This is a genomic window from Xanthomonas sp. LMG 12462, from assembly GCF_009192885.1.
GTDB lineage: Bacteria > Pseudomonadota > Gammaproteobacteria > Xanthomonadales > Xanthomonadaceae > Xanthomonas_A > Xanthomonas_A sontii.
Genome location: NZ_NMPP01000029.1, coordinates 19,478 through 35,392, shown reverse-complemented (window position 1 = coordinate 35,392; position 15,915 = coordinate 19,478). Strand labels below are relative to the sequence as shown.

General features: G+C 68.9%; 15 protein-coding genes. 9 read left to right on the top strand and 6 right to left on the bottom strand.

Going from position 1 to position 15,915, the window contains the following annotated elements; all coding sequences use genetic code 11:
• The first annotated feature begins 18 nt into the window (after positions 1–18).
• Both CEK69_RS08040 and CEK69_RS08035 read left to right on the top strand, forming a co-directional pair.
• The gene (locus CEK69_RS08040) at positions 19–2,283 is read left to right on the top strand and encodes a methyl-accepting chemotaxis protein (RefSeq protein WP_226975092.1); all 2,265 of its coding nucleotides are present in this window, start codon (positions 19–21) and stop codon (positions 2,281–2,283) included.
• Between the two features lie 175 nt (positions 2,284–2,458).
• Positions 2,459–3,100: a DUF6766 family protein gene (locus tag CEK69_RS08035; RefSeq protein ID WP_017910115.1), complete on the top strand. Its 642-nt coding sequence runs from the start codon at positions 2,459–2,461 to the stop codon at positions 3,098–3,100.
• A 111-nt stretch (positions 3,101–3,211) separates the two neighbouring features.
• On the opposite strand, the gene CEK69_RS08030 is transcribed toward CEK69_RS08035, so the two are convergent.
• The 5 genes from CEK69_RS08030 to fabR all read right to left on the bottom strand — a co-directional run bounded on the left by CEK69_RS08030 (position 3,212) and on the right by fabR (position 7,438).
• Complete coding sequence (locus CEK69_RS08030) at positions 3,212–4,114, bottom strand: manganese catalase family protein (protein ID WP_152244921.1); 903 nt, start codon at positions 4,112–4,114, stop codon at positions 3,212–3,214.
• A 120-nt stretch (positions 4,115–4,234) separates the two neighbouring features.
• Positions 4,235–4,741 (bottom strand): ferritin-like domain-containing protein, encoded by a 507-nt coding sequence (locus CEK69_RS08025; protein WP_152244919.1) that lies wholly within the window; start codon positions 4,739–4,741, stop codon positions 4,235–4,237.
• A gap of 72 nt (positions 4,742–4,813) precedes the next feature.
• On the bottom strand, positions 4,814–5,326 hold the full coding sequence (locus CEK69_RS08020; protein WP_043094625.1) for a ferritin-like domain-containing protein: 513 nt from the start codon (positions 5,324–5,326) through the stop codon (positions 4,814–4,816).
• A 454-nt stretch (positions 5,327–5,780) separates the two neighbouring features.
• The gene (locus CEK69_RS08015) at positions 5,781–6,647 is read right to left on the bottom strand and encodes an SDR family oxidoreductase (protein ID WP_017910119.1); all 867 of its coding nucleotides are present in this window, start codon (positions 6,645–6,647) and stop codon (positions 5,781–5,783) included.
• Between the two features lie 146 nt (positions 6,648–6,793).
• On the bottom strand, positions 6,794–7,438 hold the full coding sequence (fabR, locus tag CEK69_RS08010; protein WP_017912841.1) for an HTH-type transcriptional repressor FabR: 645 nt from the start codon (positions 7,436–7,438) through the stop codon (positions 6,794–6,796).
• A gap of 93 nt (positions 7,439–7,531) precedes the next feature.
• Between fabR and CEK69_RS08005 the strand changes: the two genes are divergently transcribed.
• The 3 genes from CEK69_RS08005 to CEK69_RS07995 all read left to right on the top strand — a co-directional run bounded on the left by CEK69_RS08005 (position 7,532) and on the right by CEK69_RS07995 (position 10,341).
• Positions 7,532–8,608, top strand: a complete 1,077-nt coding sequence (locus CEK69_RS08005; protein WP_152244917.1) for a ferredoxin reductase — start codon at positions 7,532–7,534, stop codon at positions 8,606–8,608.
• Positions 8,609–8,619: 11 nt separating this feature from the next.
• Positions 8,620–9,744 (top strand): acyl-CoA desaturase, encoded by a 1,125-nt coding sequence (locus tag CEK69_RS08000; protein WP_152235636.1) that lies wholly within the window; start codon positions 8,620–8,622, stop codon positions 9,742–9,744.
• Positions 9,745–9,909: 165 nt separating this feature from the next.
• Positions 9,910–10,341, top strand: a complete 432-nt coding sequence (locus CEK69_RS07995; protein ID WP_152244915.1) for a low affinity iron permease family protein — start codon at positions 9,910–9,912, stop codon at positions 10,339–10,341.
• A 79-nt stretch (positions 10,342–10,420) separates the two neighbouring features.
• Here the strand turns inward: CEK69_RS07995 and CEK69_RS07990 are convergent, their stop codons facing one another.
• Positions 10,421–10,648 carry a hypothetical protein gene (locus CEK69_RS07990; RefSeq protein WP_152244913.1) on the bottom strand — a complete coding sequence of 76 codons (228 nt, stop codon included), beginning with the start codon at positions 10,646–10,648 and terminating at the stop codon, positions 10,421–10,423.
• Between the two features lie 197 nt (positions 10,649–10,845).
• Between CEK69_RS07990 and CEK69_RS07985 the strand changes: the two genes are divergently transcribed.
• The 4 genes from CEK69_RS07985 (at position 10,846) to CEK69_RS07970 (ending at position 15,832) form a co-directional block, all read left to right on the top strand.
• Positions 10,846–11,160, top strand: coding sequence for a hypothetical protein (locus CEK69_RS07985; protein ID WP_026143523.1), 315 nt, complete (start codon positions 10,846–10,848; stop codon positions 11,158–11,160).
• A 128-nt stretch (positions 11,161–11,288) separates the two neighbouring features.
• On the top strand, positions 11,289–12,998 hold the full coding sequence (gene poxB, locus CEK69_RS07980; protein WP_026143522.1) for a ubiquinone-dependent pyruvate dehydrogenase: 1,710 nt from the start codon (positions 11,289–11,291) through the stop codon (positions 12,996–12,998).
• A 75-nt stretch (positions 12,999–13,073) separates the two neighbouring features.
• Positions 13,074–14,510: a HAMP domain-containing sensor histidine kinase gene (locus CEK69_RS07975; RefSeq protein WP_152244911.1), complete on the top strand. Its 1,437-nt coding sequence runs from the start codon at positions 13,074–13,076 to the stop codon at positions 14,508–14,510.
• Entirely contained in the window at positions 14,495–15,832 is a 1,338-nt protein-coding gene (locus CEK69_RS07970; RefSeq protein WP_152244909.1) for a sigma-54 dependent transcriptional regulator, read from the top strand. Before CEK69_RS07975 ends, CEK69_RS07970 begins: the two co-directional genes overlap by 16 nt.
• Positions 15,833–15,915 lie beyond the last annotated feature (83 nt).

The window sequence follows — 15,915 nt, the reverse complement described above, 5'->3', positions numbered from 1 at the left end:
ATGAATCCCATCCAATTTCTGCGCCGCCATATCGCCAATCTGCCCATGGCGCGCAAGTTCATCGTGCTGTGCACGCTGATCGCGCTTGGCGTGATCCTGCTCGCCGTTGCCGCGGCGCGCCTGCAATATCTCAACCTGATCGATGCGCGCAAGCAAAGCGTCAAGACCCAGGTCGACATGGGCCTGAGCGTGATGCAGCACTACGCCGATCTGGCCAAGCACGGCGAGATGACCGAGGCGCAGGCGCAGGCAGCGGCCAAGGGCGCGCTGGCCGACATGAAGACCAACGGCGGCGTGGACTACTTCTTCATCGTCGACCCGCAGATGCGCATCGTCATGCATCCCAAGCGCGCGGTCGGCACCGACATGAGCGGCTACAGGAGCGATGCCGGCGAGTACGTGTACCGCGACATCCAGACGGCGGTGCGCAGCGGCGACGGTTTCAGCTACTACACCGCGCCCAAGCCCGGCAAGTCGGTGCAGCTGCCGAAGATCAGCTACGCCGCGCTGTACCCGCAGTGGAACTGGGTGCTGGCGATGGGCGTGTATGCCGAGGACATCCAGGCCCAGGCGATGGGCTTCACCAAGATCCTCACCGTGATCGGTGGTGGCCTGGTGGCGCTGGTGGTGGGCCTGTGCTGGCTGATCGCCGGCGCCATCGTCGCGCCGCTGCGCGGCGCCACGCGGACCGCCGAAGCGATCGCCTCGGGCCGCTTCGACAATCCGATCAAGGTCGAGTCGCGCGACGAGACCGGGCAGTTGATGGCCAGCATGCAGCAGATGCAGACCCAGCTGCAGCGCTTCAACGGCGAAATGCAGACCCTGGTGCGGCTGCAGCAGGGCGAGGACATCAGCCACCGCATGCCGGAGGACTTCCCCGGCGACTACGGCACGCTCGCGCACGGCATGAACACGGCGCTGTTCGAGCACCTGGACGCGATCGTCGAGGCGATGGCGATCATGGACGAGTACGGCCGCGGCGACCTGCGCCGCGACATGCGCCGGCTGCCGGGACAGCGCGCCGCGCTGCACGAGGCGCTGGACGTGGTCAAGGCCAACCTGTCGGCGGTCAACGGCGACATCGCGCGGCTGGCCGACGCGGCCGCCCGCGGCGACTTCACTGCACGTGGCGACGAGGCGCGCTACGCGTTCGCGTTCAAGGAAATGGTGGAAGCGCTGAACCGGCTGATGCGCCAGGCCGACAGCGGCCTGGCCGACGTCGGCCGGATCATGGGGGCGATCGCCGATGGCGACCTGTCGCAGCGCGTGGACGTGCGCTACGAAGGCGCGTTCGGCAAGCTCGCCGACGCCGCCAACCGCACCGCCGAGCAACTGACCGGCATCGTGCAAGGCATCCAGCGCGCGGTCGGCTCGATCAACACCGCCGCCAGCGAGATCGCCAGCGGCAACAGCGACCTGTCGGTGCGCACCGAGCAGCAGGCGGCCAGCCTGGAAGAAACCGCCGCCTCGATGGAGGAGCTGACGTCCACCGTGAAGCAGAACGCCGACAGCGCGCGCCAGGCCAACCAGCTGGTGCTGAGCACCGGCGAGGTGGCCGAGCACGGCGGCCGCGCGGTGGAAGAAGTGGTGGCGACCATGGCCTCGATCAGCGCCGCGTCCGCGCGCATCGCCGACATCATCGGCGTGATCGACGGCATCGCCTTCCAGACCAACATCCTCGCGCTCAATGCGGCGGTGGAAGCGGCACGCGCCGGCGAACAGGGCCGCGGCTTCGCGGTGGTGGCCTCGGAAGTGCGCTCGCTGGCGCAGCGTTCGGCGGCGGCGGCCAAGGAGATCAAGACCCTGATCTCCGACTCGGTGCAGGAAGTGGAGCAGGGCTCGACCCTGGTCAACCGCGCCGGCACCACCATGACCGAGGTGGTCGCCTCGGTGAAGCGGGTCACCGACATCATGGCCGAGATCTCCGCGGCCAGCGCCGAGCAGAGCGCGGGCATCGACCAGGTCAGCAAGACGGTGATGCAGCTGGACGAGGGCACCCAGCAGAACGCGGCATTGGTGGAAGAAGCCAGCGCGGCGGCCAAGAGCATGGAAGACCAGGCGGCGGAACTGGCGCGCGCGGTGGCGGTGTTCCGCCTCGCCGGCGGTGCCGCCATCAGCGTGGCACCGGCCCCCGCGGCCAGGCCGCAGCCGGCCAGGTCGGCAGTGCGGGCTGTCGCCGTCGCCACCAAGCCCAAGCCGACGGTCCCGGTGCGGCAAGTGGCGGCCAAGCCACGCCCGATCCAGGGCGTGCCGGCGGACAGCGCGGAGTGGGAAGAGTTCTGAGCCAGTGCGGCGTGGTGGCATCTGCCGCCACGCCGTGGCCGCTCCTGCAGGTGATGGCATCGCCTGGCATCCGAGGCGTATTGCCCCAGCTTCTTCATCCACTTTTTGCCTGTGGCTGCCTATGGTCGCAGCGACGGCGCGCCGGCAGTGTGGCGGTGGAGGAGGAGCCGAGTCGATGTTCTGGAAACGCAACAGCCTGTCGATCGTGTTGCTGGCGCTGAGCCTGCTGTTCATGGCCGCTCAGGCGTTGAGCGGCCATCAGGCCTACAACGAGGAACTGCGCCAGCAGGGGCTGGCGGCGCTGCCGATGTGGCAGTACCTGCACAGCGGGCACTTCATCGGCGCGCTGTTCGAGAACTGGGAGAGCGAGTTCCTGCAGATGGGCATGTACGTGGTGCTGACGGTGAAGCTGCGCCAGTGGGGCTCGGCCGAGTCGCGGCCGCTGTCGCCAGGGCAGGAGGACGACGCCGTCGCGCCGGGCCCGGCGCCTTGGCCGGTGCGCGCCGGCGGCATCTGGCTGGCGCTGTACGAGCGCTCGCTGGCACTGGCCTTCGGTGCGCTGTTCCTGCTCAGCTTCGTCCTGCATGCACTGGGCAGTTGGCGCCACGAGGTGGCCGAGCAGGCCATGCAGCATCGGCCGCCGCCGTCCTTCTGGGAACACGCCAGCGGCGCGCAGTTCTGGTTCGAATCGATGCAGAACTGGCAGAGCGAGTTCCTGGCGGTGTTCGCGCTGGTGGTGTTGAGCATCTGGCTGCGGCAGAAGGATTCCCCGCAATCCAAGCCGGTGCACGCGCCGCATCGGCAGACCGGCGATTGATCGCGGCGCCGCGGGCGGTGTCGACCACGGGCAATGGCCCAGACATGCGAACGCCGCGATGCTTGTGCATCGCGGCGTCGGCGTCGTTGCGGTGGAACCTGCAGTGAAGCGCTAGCGCGCCACGCTGCCCTTGGTCGAACCGGCACCCGGGCCGGCACCCAGATCGGCACCGGTGGTCGGGTCGCTGTCCGGCTGCGACAGCGTACGCGCCGCCAGCGCCTGCACTGCGCTCTGTTCCAGTTCGCTCAGGCCCACGCTGGGCATCCCGCTGCCGCCATCCACCGCCACCTGGCGATTGCGGTCGGCAATGGACTCCCATTGGCTGCCGCTGTTCCAGGGCCCCTGCATGTCGCCGTCGCCCTGCGACATGTCGTAGTAGCGGTCGGTGAAGGCCGGATCGCCCGGCAGCTTGCCTGGCGGGAAGTTCGGCTCGATCGCGTACAGCGCCTTCTCGAAGGATTTCTGGTGCGCTACCTCGCGGGTCATCAGGAAGGTCAGCGCATCGACGATGCCCGGATCGTCGGTGACGTTGATCAGGCGCTCGTAGACGATCTTGGCACGCGCTTCGGCGGCAATGTTGGAGCGCAGGTCGGCCGTCGGCTCGCCGATACTGTCCACGTAGGCCGCGCTCCACGGCACGCCACTGGAATTGACCAGCGCCGGGCCGCCGCCGTAGAGAATCTGCTGGGTCTGGCTGGTGTTGTTGTTGCGGGTGAGGTTGCGCATGTCCTCGGCTTCGGCCATGCCTTCGGACAGTATCGCCTTCGGCCCCTGATTGAGCATGGCGATGATCGAGCCGATGATTTCCAGGTGGCTGAGCTCCTCGGTGGCGATGTCGTACAGCAGATCCTTGCGGCCGGGATCGACCTCGCCGATGGCCTGGGTGAAGTAGCGCATCGCCGCGGCGAGCTCGCCTTGCGGGCCGCCGAACTGTTCCAGCATCAGCGAGGCCAGCGCCGGATCGGGTTGTGCCACGCGGACCGTGTACATCAGCCGCTTGTTGTGCATGAACATGGGGTTCTCCTGGAGTGCCGCCCGAACGTCGTGACGACGCAATGGCGCGACCGAGGGCCGCGCGTGGGGATAGGCGTCTGGGACGCCGCGACCCGCGCTGGCGGGCCGCGGCCGGGGCGGTCAGGCCGCCTTGCGCTTGCGTGCCGCCTCTTCGTTGCCGCCCTGCTCGGCCAGCAGGGTCAGCTTCTCGTCGGTGGACTTCTCTTCATTGAGCGTTTCCAGCAGCAGGCTCAACGCATCGTCCATGCCCAGCTGCTTGGCCATGGCGGCGAGCGTGCCGTAGGACGCGATCTCGTAATGCTCGACCTTCTGCGCACCGCCGATCAGCGCGGCATCGCGCACCGGGCCAGCCTCGATCGAGTCGATCACTTCCTTGCCTTCTTCCACCAGGCCTTCCATGGCGGCGCACTTGATCCGCTTCAGGCGCAGGTTGCCTTTCTCGACGATCTGGTCGATGCGTTCGATCTGGCCCTGGGTTTCCTCCAGGTGTGCTTCGAACGCCGCGCGCAGCGCCGGGTTGGTGGAGGCGCGTGCCAGCCGCGGCAGTGCCTTGGTCAGCTGCTTCTCGGCGCTGTAGATGTCCGACAGCTCGTGGATGAACAGTTCGTCGATGGTCTTGACGGCCATGGGGAGTCTCCGGTGGGTGAAGGGTGGGTGCTGCGGGGGAATGTGCGCACGTCGTGCGATGCACGACGACGCTCAGTGCTTGGCGGTTTCGCCTTCGGTGCGTTCGCGCTTCAGGAACGCCAGGATCGTGGCTTCCTGGTGCTCGATCAGCCACTCGGCCATGGCGATTTCCTGGTCGAGGATGGCGGCGCAGATGTCGGCGATCTCGGTCTGCCCGGCTTCCTTGGCGGCGATCACCAGGGAACGGTAGCTGGCGATCTCCATATGCTCGAACGCGTAGCTCACGCCCAGGCTCTTGGCCACCTCGTCGCTCATCATCGAATTGCCGGCGGCGTGCACCGAGGCCATCACGCTCGCCACCGTACCCTTGATCGTCGGGACCGAGCCGTCGAGGATCTGGATGCAGCGCTTGACCTGCTCGGACTGATCGCGGGTTTCGTCGACGTGCTGCTCGATGCGCGCCTTCAGCTGCGGGTAGTGCTCCAGGCGGCCGGCGGTGGCAGTGAGCATGGTGTTGGCCTCCTGCTCCATGGCGTAGGCGTCCTGCAGCCACTTCAACAAGCGTTCGGTGTTGCTTCGGGTCATGGATATCGCTCCAGATGGTGTGCGCGACGCACCTGCATCGCATCGCGCGTCCGTGTGTTTTTCCCCTGTGCGATCAACCTAGACTTGCCGCCGTTAGAGCAGTTGCAGCGCAGAGTGAATGCCGTGCGAGATGCCGTGTGAGGAGATATACACGGTGGCGATACGCGTGATGCGCGGGTGCTGCATGTCTTTTGCGCTCGCGCTCTTAGGAGCGGCTTCAGCCGCGACAGGTATTCCCATGAAGGCCTGTCGCGGCTGAAGCCGCTCCTAAAGAGGGGAGTGCGCTGGATCTGTGGCCTGCTAACGAAACAGCAGCAGGCGCGATGCGTGTGCTTGCGTGAGGATCACGGCGACAACATCAGGGGAAAGCCTCTCGCGGCCAGAGCCGCACCTACAGCGCCGCCAGCCCGCAGCGCTTTTCCCATTCCCGATTGCCCACTTACGATTCCCGGCCTTACAGCGTCACTGCGCCACCCGAGATGGTCAGCAACGTGCCCGAGGTATAGCTTGAGGTGTCTGCAGCCAACAGCACATAGGCCGAGGCCAGTTCCGCTGGCTGGCCAGGACGGCCGAACGGCGTCTGCTCCCCGAAGGTGCGCACCGATTCCTCATCCATGCCGGTGGGAATAAACGGAGTCCAGATCGGGCCCGGCAGCACCGCGTTGACGCGGATCTTCTTCTCGGCGAGCAGGCCGGCCAGGCCGATGGTCAGGTTGGCCAGCGCGCCCTTGGTCGCAGAGTACGGAAGGATGTTGGGCGTGGGCTTCTTCGAGTTCACCGAGGCGGTGTTGATGATCGAGCCGCCCTCGGGCATGTGCGGCAGCGCCAGCCGCACCAGGTGGAACGGCGCATGCACGTTGGTGGCGAAGGTCTTTTCCCACTCGTCGAGGGTGATCTCGTCGAAGCTGTGGAAATAGCGCTGGTAGGCCGCGTTGTTGACCAGTACGTCGAGGCCGCCGAAGGCGTCGGTCACGGTCTTGATCAACGTCTCGGCCTGCGCGCGGTCGCTGATGTCGCAGGGATGCAGCAGCACGCGCACGCCGGCATCCTCAACCAGCTTGCCGATGCGCTCGGCGTCGTCCTGCTCGTCGGGCAGATAGGCGATGGCAACGTCGGCGCCCTCGCGCGCATAGGCGATCGCCACCGCCGCGCCGATGCCGCTGTCGCCGCCGGTGATCAGGGTGCGCTTGCCCTGCAGCAGGCCGTGGCCGACATAGCTGTCTTCGCCATGATCCGGTTTCGGATCCATGGCCTGGGTCTTGCCGGGAAAGGATTGCTGCTGCGCCTTGAACGGCGGCGAGGGATAGTTCGGAACGGCCATGTGCATGCCTCGTTGGGGGAGTGTCCGACGAGGGTGGGCAGGCGCAGGTAAAGCCGGGGCCAAGGCCATGTCGGCGGCATGTCACGATGCGGGCAAGCGCCCGTGCCGATGGCTGTCTGCGGTGGCGACGCCGCTGCGCCGCGAACTCAGCCGGCGGCGAGCGTGCGCGCGCCGACGATGATCATGCGCAGCATCGCGGTGATCTGCCGGATCAGTTCAGGATCCTTCTCCGGCGGCAGGTCCATCGCGGTGGCGCCCATCGCGAACACCAGCCGGGTGATCGCCTTGGACACCAGTGCCGGCTCGTGCAGCGGCGCGCCCTCCAGCGCGGCCAGGCGGATCAGGTCCACCCGCAGTTCGTCCTCGAAATAGTTCAGCTCGCGGTCCACCGCATGCTTGAACGCGTCCGAGCCGACCGTGCCCTCGCGTAACAGGACGTGCAGCAGCTTGTCGTCGGCGCGCAACTGTTCCATGAAAGTCTCCACGGAACTGAGGATGATGCTGCGGCGGTTGCCGGCGGCACGCTGCCGCGCCTGGCCGATGATGGTGCGCAGCGAGCTGCCGGCCAGGTCGATCAACGCCACCGCCAGCTCGTCCATGTCGCGGAACTGGCGGTAGAAGCTGTTGGGGGCGATGCCGGCCTCGCGGGTCACCTCGCGCAGGCTCAGTGTGGACACGCTGCGGTGCGGCCCGATCAGTTTGAGCGCGGCGGCCAGCAGGTCCTCGCGCGAGATCGCGCCCTTGCGGGCGTTCGGCGTGTCCGCGGACGGGGGAGGGGAGAGCGTCGTCATGGGCAGACCGGGCCAGGCAATGGGGGATGATAACGCCATTGCTGAATGCACAACTGTATAGACATCTGTATCTTCATCTGTATAGTGGACGTCATGAACGCTGCCCGCCGTCCCGCCAAACTCCGCCCTGCCGCCCGCGCCCTGCGCGCCTGGGTCAAGCCGGACGTGTTCGATTTCTGGTCCACCCGCCTGCATCCGCTGTGGACCTGGCAGCGCCCGCGTGCCCGTCTGGTGCAGCGCGAGGCCGCCAGCAGCGACGCGGTGACCCTGGTGCTGCAGCCCAACCGCCACTGGCGCGGCCTGCGTGCCGGCCAGCACGTGGAACTGGGCGTGGAGATCGACGGCCGCCGGCTGCTGCGCAGCTACAGTCCCACGCCGTTGCCGGGCGGGCGCCTGGCGATCACGGTCAAGACCGTCGACGGCGGCCGGGTCAGCCGGTACCTGGCCGGCGCGGCGCGCATCGGCGAGGTGTTCGAACTCGGCCAGGCCTATGGCGAGATGGTACTGCCGACCGCGCCGCACGGCCGCTGGCTGCTGCTGGCCGCCGGCAGCGGCATCACCCCGATGCGTGCGCTGCTGCGGCAACTAGCCGATGCCGGCATGCCGGCCGATGTCGACCTGCTGTACTGGGCGCGGCGCCACGACCAGGTCTGCTTCCGCGACGAACTGCAGGCGCTGGCCGCGGCGCATCCGCGTTTCCGCCTGCAGTTGGCCATCACCGGCGAGGGCGAAACGCCGGCGCCGCGCGTGGACACGCTGTCGATGGACGCCCTGGGCGACCTGGGGCAGGCGCAGGTGCTGGCCTGCGGCCCCGGCGGCTTCGTGCAGTCCGCGCGTGCGCGCCTGCAGCACCGCGTGGCCCGCTTCCAGGCCGAAGCGTTCAGCCCGCCGCCGGCCCCGGCCGATGTCGAACAGGGCACCGTGGCGGTGACCCTGGCGCGCAGCGGCCGCGTGCTGCAGCTGCCGCGCGGCCAGTCGCTGCTCACCGCGCTGGAAGCCGAAGGCCTGCGGCCCAAGCACGGCTGCCGCATGGGCATCTGCAACAGCTGCGCCTGCGGCAAGCAGGCCGGCATCACCCGTGATCTGCTCAGCGGCGCGCACGCCGCCGAACCCGGTTCGCTGAAGCTGTGCGTCAACAGCGCCAGCAGCGACCTGACCCTGGACCTCTGAAGGATTTTCCCATGGCGGCTCCCCGCAACCGCGCACTCACCCCGGCCGAACTGCAGGCCTTCGGCGACGAACTGGATGCGCTGCGCATGCGCACCCTGGCCGACCTGGGCGCGCGCGATGCGCGCTACATCCGCCGCATCGTCGCCGCGGTGCGCTACACCGGCGTGGCCGGCCGTGCGCTGCTGTTCCTCGGCGCCTTCGTGCACAGCGTGCTGGTGCCGGCGTGGATCGCCGGCGTGCTGCTGCTGACCCTGTCCAAGATCCTGGAGAACATGGAGCTGGGCCACAACGTGATGCACGGCCAGTACGACTGGATGGGCGATGCGCACCTGAACGGCAACACCTACGAGTGGGACATCGTCGCCACCGGCGACAACTGGCGCAAGACGCACAACTTCAAGCACCACACCTACACCAACGTGCGCGGCATGGACGACGATATCGGCTATGGCCTGCTGCGCATCTTCCCCGAGCAGCGCTGGCGCCCGTTCTACCTGGCGCAGCCGTTCATCGCGGTGGTGTTCGCGCTGCTGTTCGAATGGGGCGTGGCGATTCAGGACCTGCGCCTGGGCCGCTGGCTGGCCGGCAAGATGAAGCGCGGCGAATTGAAGCGGACGTTCCTGCCGGTCGGGCGCAAGATGGGCCGGCAGATCTTCAAGGACTACATCCTGTTTCCGGCGCTGGCCGGCCCGTTCTTCCTGCCGGTGCTGCTGGGCAACCTGGCCGCCAACGTGCTGCGCAGCATCTGGACCTTCGTGATCATCTTCTGCGGCCACTTCACCGCCGACGCCGAGACCTTCCCCAAGGAGTCGATCAAGAACGAGTCGCGCGGGCACTGGTACCTGCGGCAATTGCGTGGTTCCTCCAACCTGGCCGGCGGCAAGCTGCTGAACGTGCTGTCGGGCAACCTCAGCCACCAGATCGAGCACCATTTCTTCCCGGACGTGCCGGCCAACCGCTATGCGGCGCTGGCGGTGCAGGTGCGCGAGATCTGCGCGCGCTACGGCCAGCACTACAACACCGGCTCGCTGCCCAAGCAGTTCGGCCAGGTGGTGTGGCGGATCCTGCGCCACGCCTTCCCAAGCCGGCCGCGCCCGGTGCGGGCGCTGCAGCCGGCGACGCAACAGGCCGGCTGAGCCTCGCGCACAGGTCAAGCAAAAAGGCGGGGCGATCCCGCCTTTTTCATTGGCCCGGCGCTGGCGCGATATGCACGCCTCGCTCACGGGAGGCTGTCGATCATCCTTAGCCGCCTGCAGACGCCGGCGGCGGTGCAGGCGTCTCCCGTGGAGCGAGGGCCTGCGATGAAACCTGCCAAGCTGTTCAACGTCGTCGCCAAGAAGGCGTCGTATGCCGCCGGCACGCCGTGGACCTTCTGCATCGCGCTGGGCATCGTGCTGGTGTGGGGCCTCAGCGGCCCGGTGTTCGGCTTCAACGACACCTGGCAGCTGGTCATCAACACCGGCACCACCATCATCACTTTCCTGATGGTGTTCCTGATCCAGCACACCCAGAACGCCGACACCGCGGCGATGCAGATCAAGCTCGACGAGCTGATCCGGGTCAGCGCCAAGGCCAACAACGAGCTGCTGGATCTGGAAGAACTGGACGAGAAGCGGCTGGAAGAGATCCGCCGCCAGTACGAGGAACTGGCGCGCAAGGCCAGCGAGGAACTGCGTGCGCGCAATGCGCGCCACGGCGATGGCCGCGAAACCCACGATCGCCCCAAAGGTTGAGCTGACGCCCGCGCCCTGCGGACGGCGGAAGCAGCGTGTCGGCGGTGAGCGCGCGACACGCCGCTGCGCGTTGCGGGGATCAGGCCGGCACTGCGCCGTCCGGATCGTCTGTGGTCGCAGTTGTCGACGCGCGCTCGGCGCCCTGCAGGGTGTCGCCGTGCGGCGGCGTGGCCCGGCCGTCATCCAGTTCGGCTGGTGGCATGGGCGAGGCCGCGTCGGCCACAGTCGTGTGGGTATTGCGGCGATAGGCGCGGATGGCGGCGAAGGCCGTGCCGGCCAGCGCGAGTTTCCAGAGTAGACCGGACATCGCAGGGCTCCAGTGTGGAAGGAGCGGCCAGCGTCGGCCAGCACGGGTGGCGCAGGCGTGCAGGTCACGTGCGTGCGGCGTGGTGGTGCGGATTCGCAGCGTAGTGCTTGCTCGCGTGCTCTTCATGGCGCCTTGCGGGTTGGCTAACACCTGCCGGTCTAGCGTGACGCGCTCCCACGCTTCTGCGGGAGATCGTCATGGCCCAGCGCACTTCACCTCCCACCGGCACGCACGATGTCCGCCAGGCTGCCTACCGCGGCACGCAAGGCGATATGTCGTCCGACAGCGGCGTGCCGTCGCAGCCCATGCCGTCGCCGCACGCACGGACACCGCAGGACCACGGCGATGACCGCAGCGGGCGCAGCCAGCCCAACCTCGGTCAGGCCGGCACCTACGGCGCCACCGGCGAGCATGCCGGCGGCGCACACGGCAAGGCCGCCACGCCCGGCCGCTATCACGAGGACGATGGCGATGCGGCACACGATGCTGCCGCTGCACGCGGCGAAGACTAGCCGCACCGTGCGCTGAACATGGGGGCGGCAGGCACGGGCGTGCATCTGCTGCGCCACGCGTCGGTAACGCGCGCGGTGCGACCATGCCGCTCCCCAACCGGAGATCAGCACGTATGTCCAAGCAGACCATGGCTCGCCTGCTCGCCGAAACCCTGCACAGCGCGGGCGTGGAGCGGATCTGGGGCGTGACCGGCGACAGCCTCAACGGCCTGACCGACGCGCTGCGGCAGATGGACAGCATCGAGTGGATGCACGTGCGTCACGAGGAAGTGGCCGCCTTCGCCGCCGGTGCCGAAGCCGCGGTCAGCGGCAAGCTGGCGGTGTGCGCCGGCAGTTGCGGGCCGGGCAACCTGCATCTGATCAACGGCCTGTTCGATTGCCACCGCAGTCATCAGCCGGTGCTGGCGATCGCCGCGCACATCCCGTCCTCGGAGATCGGCCTGAGCTATTTCCAGGAAACCCACCCGCAGGAACTGTTCCGCGAGTGCAGCCACTACGTCGAACTGGTGACCAACCCGGCGCAGATGCCGGAAGTGCTGCAGCGGGCGATGCGCACGGCGATCCTGCGCCGCGGCGTGGCGGTGGTGGTGATCCCCGGCGACGTCGCCCTGCAGGAAATGCCCAAGGGCACGCCGACGACGTGGCCGGCGCTGGCCGCGCCGCGCATCCTGCCGGCCGACGCCGACGTGGCGAAGCTGGCCGATCTGCTGCAGGCGAGCAAGGCCACCACCTTGCTGTGCGGCAGCGGCTGTGCCGGCGCGCACGACGAGGTGGTGGCGCTGGCCGACGCGCTCGGCGCGCCGATCGTGCATGCGCTGCGCGGCAAGGAACATGTGGAGTGGGACAACCCGTTCGACGTCGGCATGACCGGCCTGATCGGCTTCAGTTCCGGCTACCAGGCCATGCTCAACTGCGACACGCTGCTGATGCTCGGCACCGATTTCCCGTACCGGCAGTTCTATCCCAAGGACGCCACCATCGTGCAGGTCGATAACGACCCGGCCGCGCTGGGGCGGCGCACGCCGCTGCAACTGGGCATCGCCGCCGACGTGCGCGAGACCATCGCCGCGCTGCTGCCGCGCCTGCAGCGTCGCGAGGACCGCGGCTTCCTGGAGAAGTCGCTGGCTCACTACCGCAAGGCGCGCGAGGGCCTGGACGACCTGGCGGTGGCCTCGGCCCCCGGCGAGCCGTTGCATCCGCAGTTCGTCACGCGCATGGTCGATGCGCTCGCCGACGCCGATGCCATCTTCACCTGCGACGTCGGCACGCCGACGGTGTGGGCGGCGCGCTACCTGACCATGAACGGCCAGCGCCGCCTGCTCGGCTCGTTCAACCACGGCTCGATGGCCAATGCGATGCCGCAGGCGCTCGGCGCGCAGGCGCAGTTTCCGCGCCGGCAGGTGATCTCGCTGTCCGGCGATGGCGGCTTCACCATGTTGATGGGCGATTTCATCACCCTGGCCCAGCTCGGCCTGCCGGTGAAGGTGGTGGTCTACAACAACGGCTCGCTCGGCTTCGTGGCGATGGAAATGAAGTCGGCCGGCTACCTGGATACCGGCACCGACCTGAGCAATCCGGACTTCGCGGCGATGAGCAACGCCATGGGCATCCTGGGTCTGCGCGTGGACGAGTCGGCGCAACTGGAGCCGGCCCTGCGCGAGGCGTTCGCGCATCCCGGCCCGGCGCTGGTGGACGTGCGCGTGGCCAGCCAGGAACTGGCGATCCCGCCGGCGGTCAAGCTGGAACAGGCCAAGGGCATGGGCCTGTACCTGCTGCGCGCGGTGATGAGCGGGCGCGGCGACGAGGTGCTGGAACTGGTCAAGACCAACCTGCGCTGAGTCGCCGCAGGCACCGCGGCGCGGTTACGATCGCCGCGGTTCGTTCCGCCTCTTCCGTTGCGCCCAAGGACGTCCATGCCCCGTTCGCTGTTGCGGCAACTGCTGCTGATCTGGATCGTCATCGTCGCCGCCTGCGTGGGTATGGCGGTGGTGCTGGTCGGGCTGTACCGGCACAGCGAGGGCGTGCGCAGCGAACGCGCACAGACCGGGTTGCGCGAGGTGTGCACGCGCATGGTGCAGCGCTACAACGGCGCCAGCGCCGCTGCCCACGGCAGCGACGGCACCGGCCTGGCGGCGGTGGTGTCGCAGCTGGTGCTGGCCGATGCCGCCGGCGTGGAAGGCGGCTTCTGGGACCGCCAGCGCGGCTTCGTCGCCTATGCCTATCCCACCTACGACGGGACCGAGCACAAGACCGACGTGCCCTCGGCCGAGCGCAACGTCATTGTGTCCACCGTGCAGCGCGGGGTGGAGGCGCAGCACACGGTCGACTACCGCCGCGACGGGCAGCGCGAGAGCCTGCTGATCGCGGCCTGCCCGCTGGACCGCAATGCCGCGGCCTGGGCCATGACCCGGGTCGCCTCCAGCGACGCTGCCGCCAGCCTGCCGCTGGCGTTGGGCATGGCGCTGATCCTGGCGCTGGTGGTGGTGTCGGCGCTGGCGCTGGGCTGGGTGGTGCGGCGCTGGAGCCAGCGCCTGCAGGGCATCCAGCAGGCCCTGGCGACGCCGGCGGAGGTACCGCAGATCCCGCGCACCGGCGCGCCGGAACTGGACCGGCTCGGTGCCGCGGTCACCGACTACGCGCAGCGCAACGCGCAGGCCCTGGCCGAGACCCGCCGGCTCGGTGAGGAACTGTCGCGACATGAACGCCTGGCCGCGCTGGGGCGCATGACCGCGACCGTGGCGCACGAAATCCGCAACCCGATCGCGACCCTGCGCCTGGCGCTGGAAAACCAGATCGCCGCGCACGCGGACGGCGCCGACGACGCCCAGGCGCAACTGATGCTGGCGCAGATCCAGCGCCTGGACGGCGTGGTGGAAAGCCTGCTCGGCATGGTTCAGCCGATCCGCCTGCACCGGCAGACGGTGGCGCTGCAACCGTGGCTGCAGGCGCTGCTGGACCCGGCCGACTGGGACGGGCAGACGCCGCCGATCGCGCTGCGCCTGCAAGCGGCGCCAGCGCAGTGGATGCTGGATCCGCAGCAGGCCGGGCGCGCCCTGCACAACCTGCTGCGCAATGCGCTGCAGCACGCCGCTCCCGGCACCGAGGTCACGTTGGCGGCGCAGGCCGAGAACGACCTGCTGCACCTGCGCGTGCGCAACCAGGGCGAGCCGGTGCCGGCGCCGGTGGCCGCGCATCTGTTCGAACCGTTCGCCAGCGGCCGCAGCGACGGCAACGGCCTGGGCCTGGCGCTGGTGCGCGAGATCGCCCGCGCCCATGGCGGCGAGGCGCACTACGCGCATCGCGACGGCATCACCGAGTTCAGCCTGGAGCTGCCATGGCGCGCATCCTGATCATCGACGACGACCTGGCCTTCCTCAGCACCCTGCAGGCCACGCTGCGCTCGTTCGGCCACGACGTCGTGGCCGTGGCCGATCCGCGCGAGGGCCTGGCGCGCCTGGGCGAGGGTGGGCTCGACCTGGCCTTCGTCGACTTCCGAATGCCCGGCATGGACGGCATCGCACTGATGCGTGCGCGCCAGGACGATGCGCTGGCCATGCGCGTGCCGCTGGTGATGCTCACCGCGCATGCCTCCAGCGGCAACACCATCGAGGCGATGAAGCTCGGCGCCTTCGATCACCTGGTCAAGCCGGTGGGCCGCGCCGATATCGCCGAGGTGGTCGAGCGCGCCCTGCGCAGCCGCGGCGACGCCATGCCGGAGGCCGCACCGGCCATGCCCGCCGAGGAGGACGACGCGCTGCTCGGCCACAGCGCGGCGATGCGCACCGTGCACAAGCGCATCGGCCTTGCCGCCGCGTCCGACCTGCCGGTGCTGATCACCGGCGAAACCGGCACTGGCAAGGAACTGGCGGCGCGCGCGCTGCACCGTGCCAGCGCCCGTGCCGCGCAACCGTTCGTGGCGATCAATTGCGCGGCGATTCCCGCCGAGCTGATGGAGAGCGAGCTGTTCGGCTACCGCAAGGGCGCGTTCTCCGGCGCGGTGAGCGACCGCAACGGCCTGATCCGCGACGCCGATGGCGGCACCCTGTTTCTCGACGAGATCGGCGACATGCCCTTGCCGATGCAGGCCAAGCTGCTGCGTTTCCTGCAGGAAGGCGAGGTCTCGCCGCTGGGCGGGCGCGGCGCACAGAAGGTGGACGTGCGGGTGATCGCCGCCACCCACCGCGACCTGCTGCAGGCGGTGGACGCCGGGCGTTTCCGCAGCGACCTGCGCTACCGGCTCAACGTGGTGCCGATCGAACTGCCGCCGCTGCGCGAGCGCGGCGACGACATCCTGCTGCTCGCCCAGCACTTCCTCGCCGCCGGCGCCAGCACCCCGCAGACGCTGTCGACGGCAGCGCAGGCGCGCCTGCGCGCCTATCCCTGGCCTGGCAACGTGCGCGAGTTGCGCAACGCCATGCAGCGCTGCCAGGTGCTGGTGCGTGCGCCGGTGGTCGAGGCGCACGACCTGGACGAACTGCTGGCCCAGCCCGCCGAGACGCCCACGGCGCTCGACACCGACGCGCTGACCCTGCCGCAGGCGATCGCGCAACTGGAACGGCAGATGATCCAGGCGGCGCTGACCCAGGCCCACGGCAACCGCGCCGAGGCCGCGCGCCGGCTCGGCATCCATCGCCAGCTCCTGTACCGCAAGCTCGACGAGTATGGGTTGTAGGCGGCGCGCTGGCGCGCGCCGCCGGGATTGGGGATTAGGGATTGGGGATTCGTGAAAGCGCCTGACATCAGGCCGCGGCACCC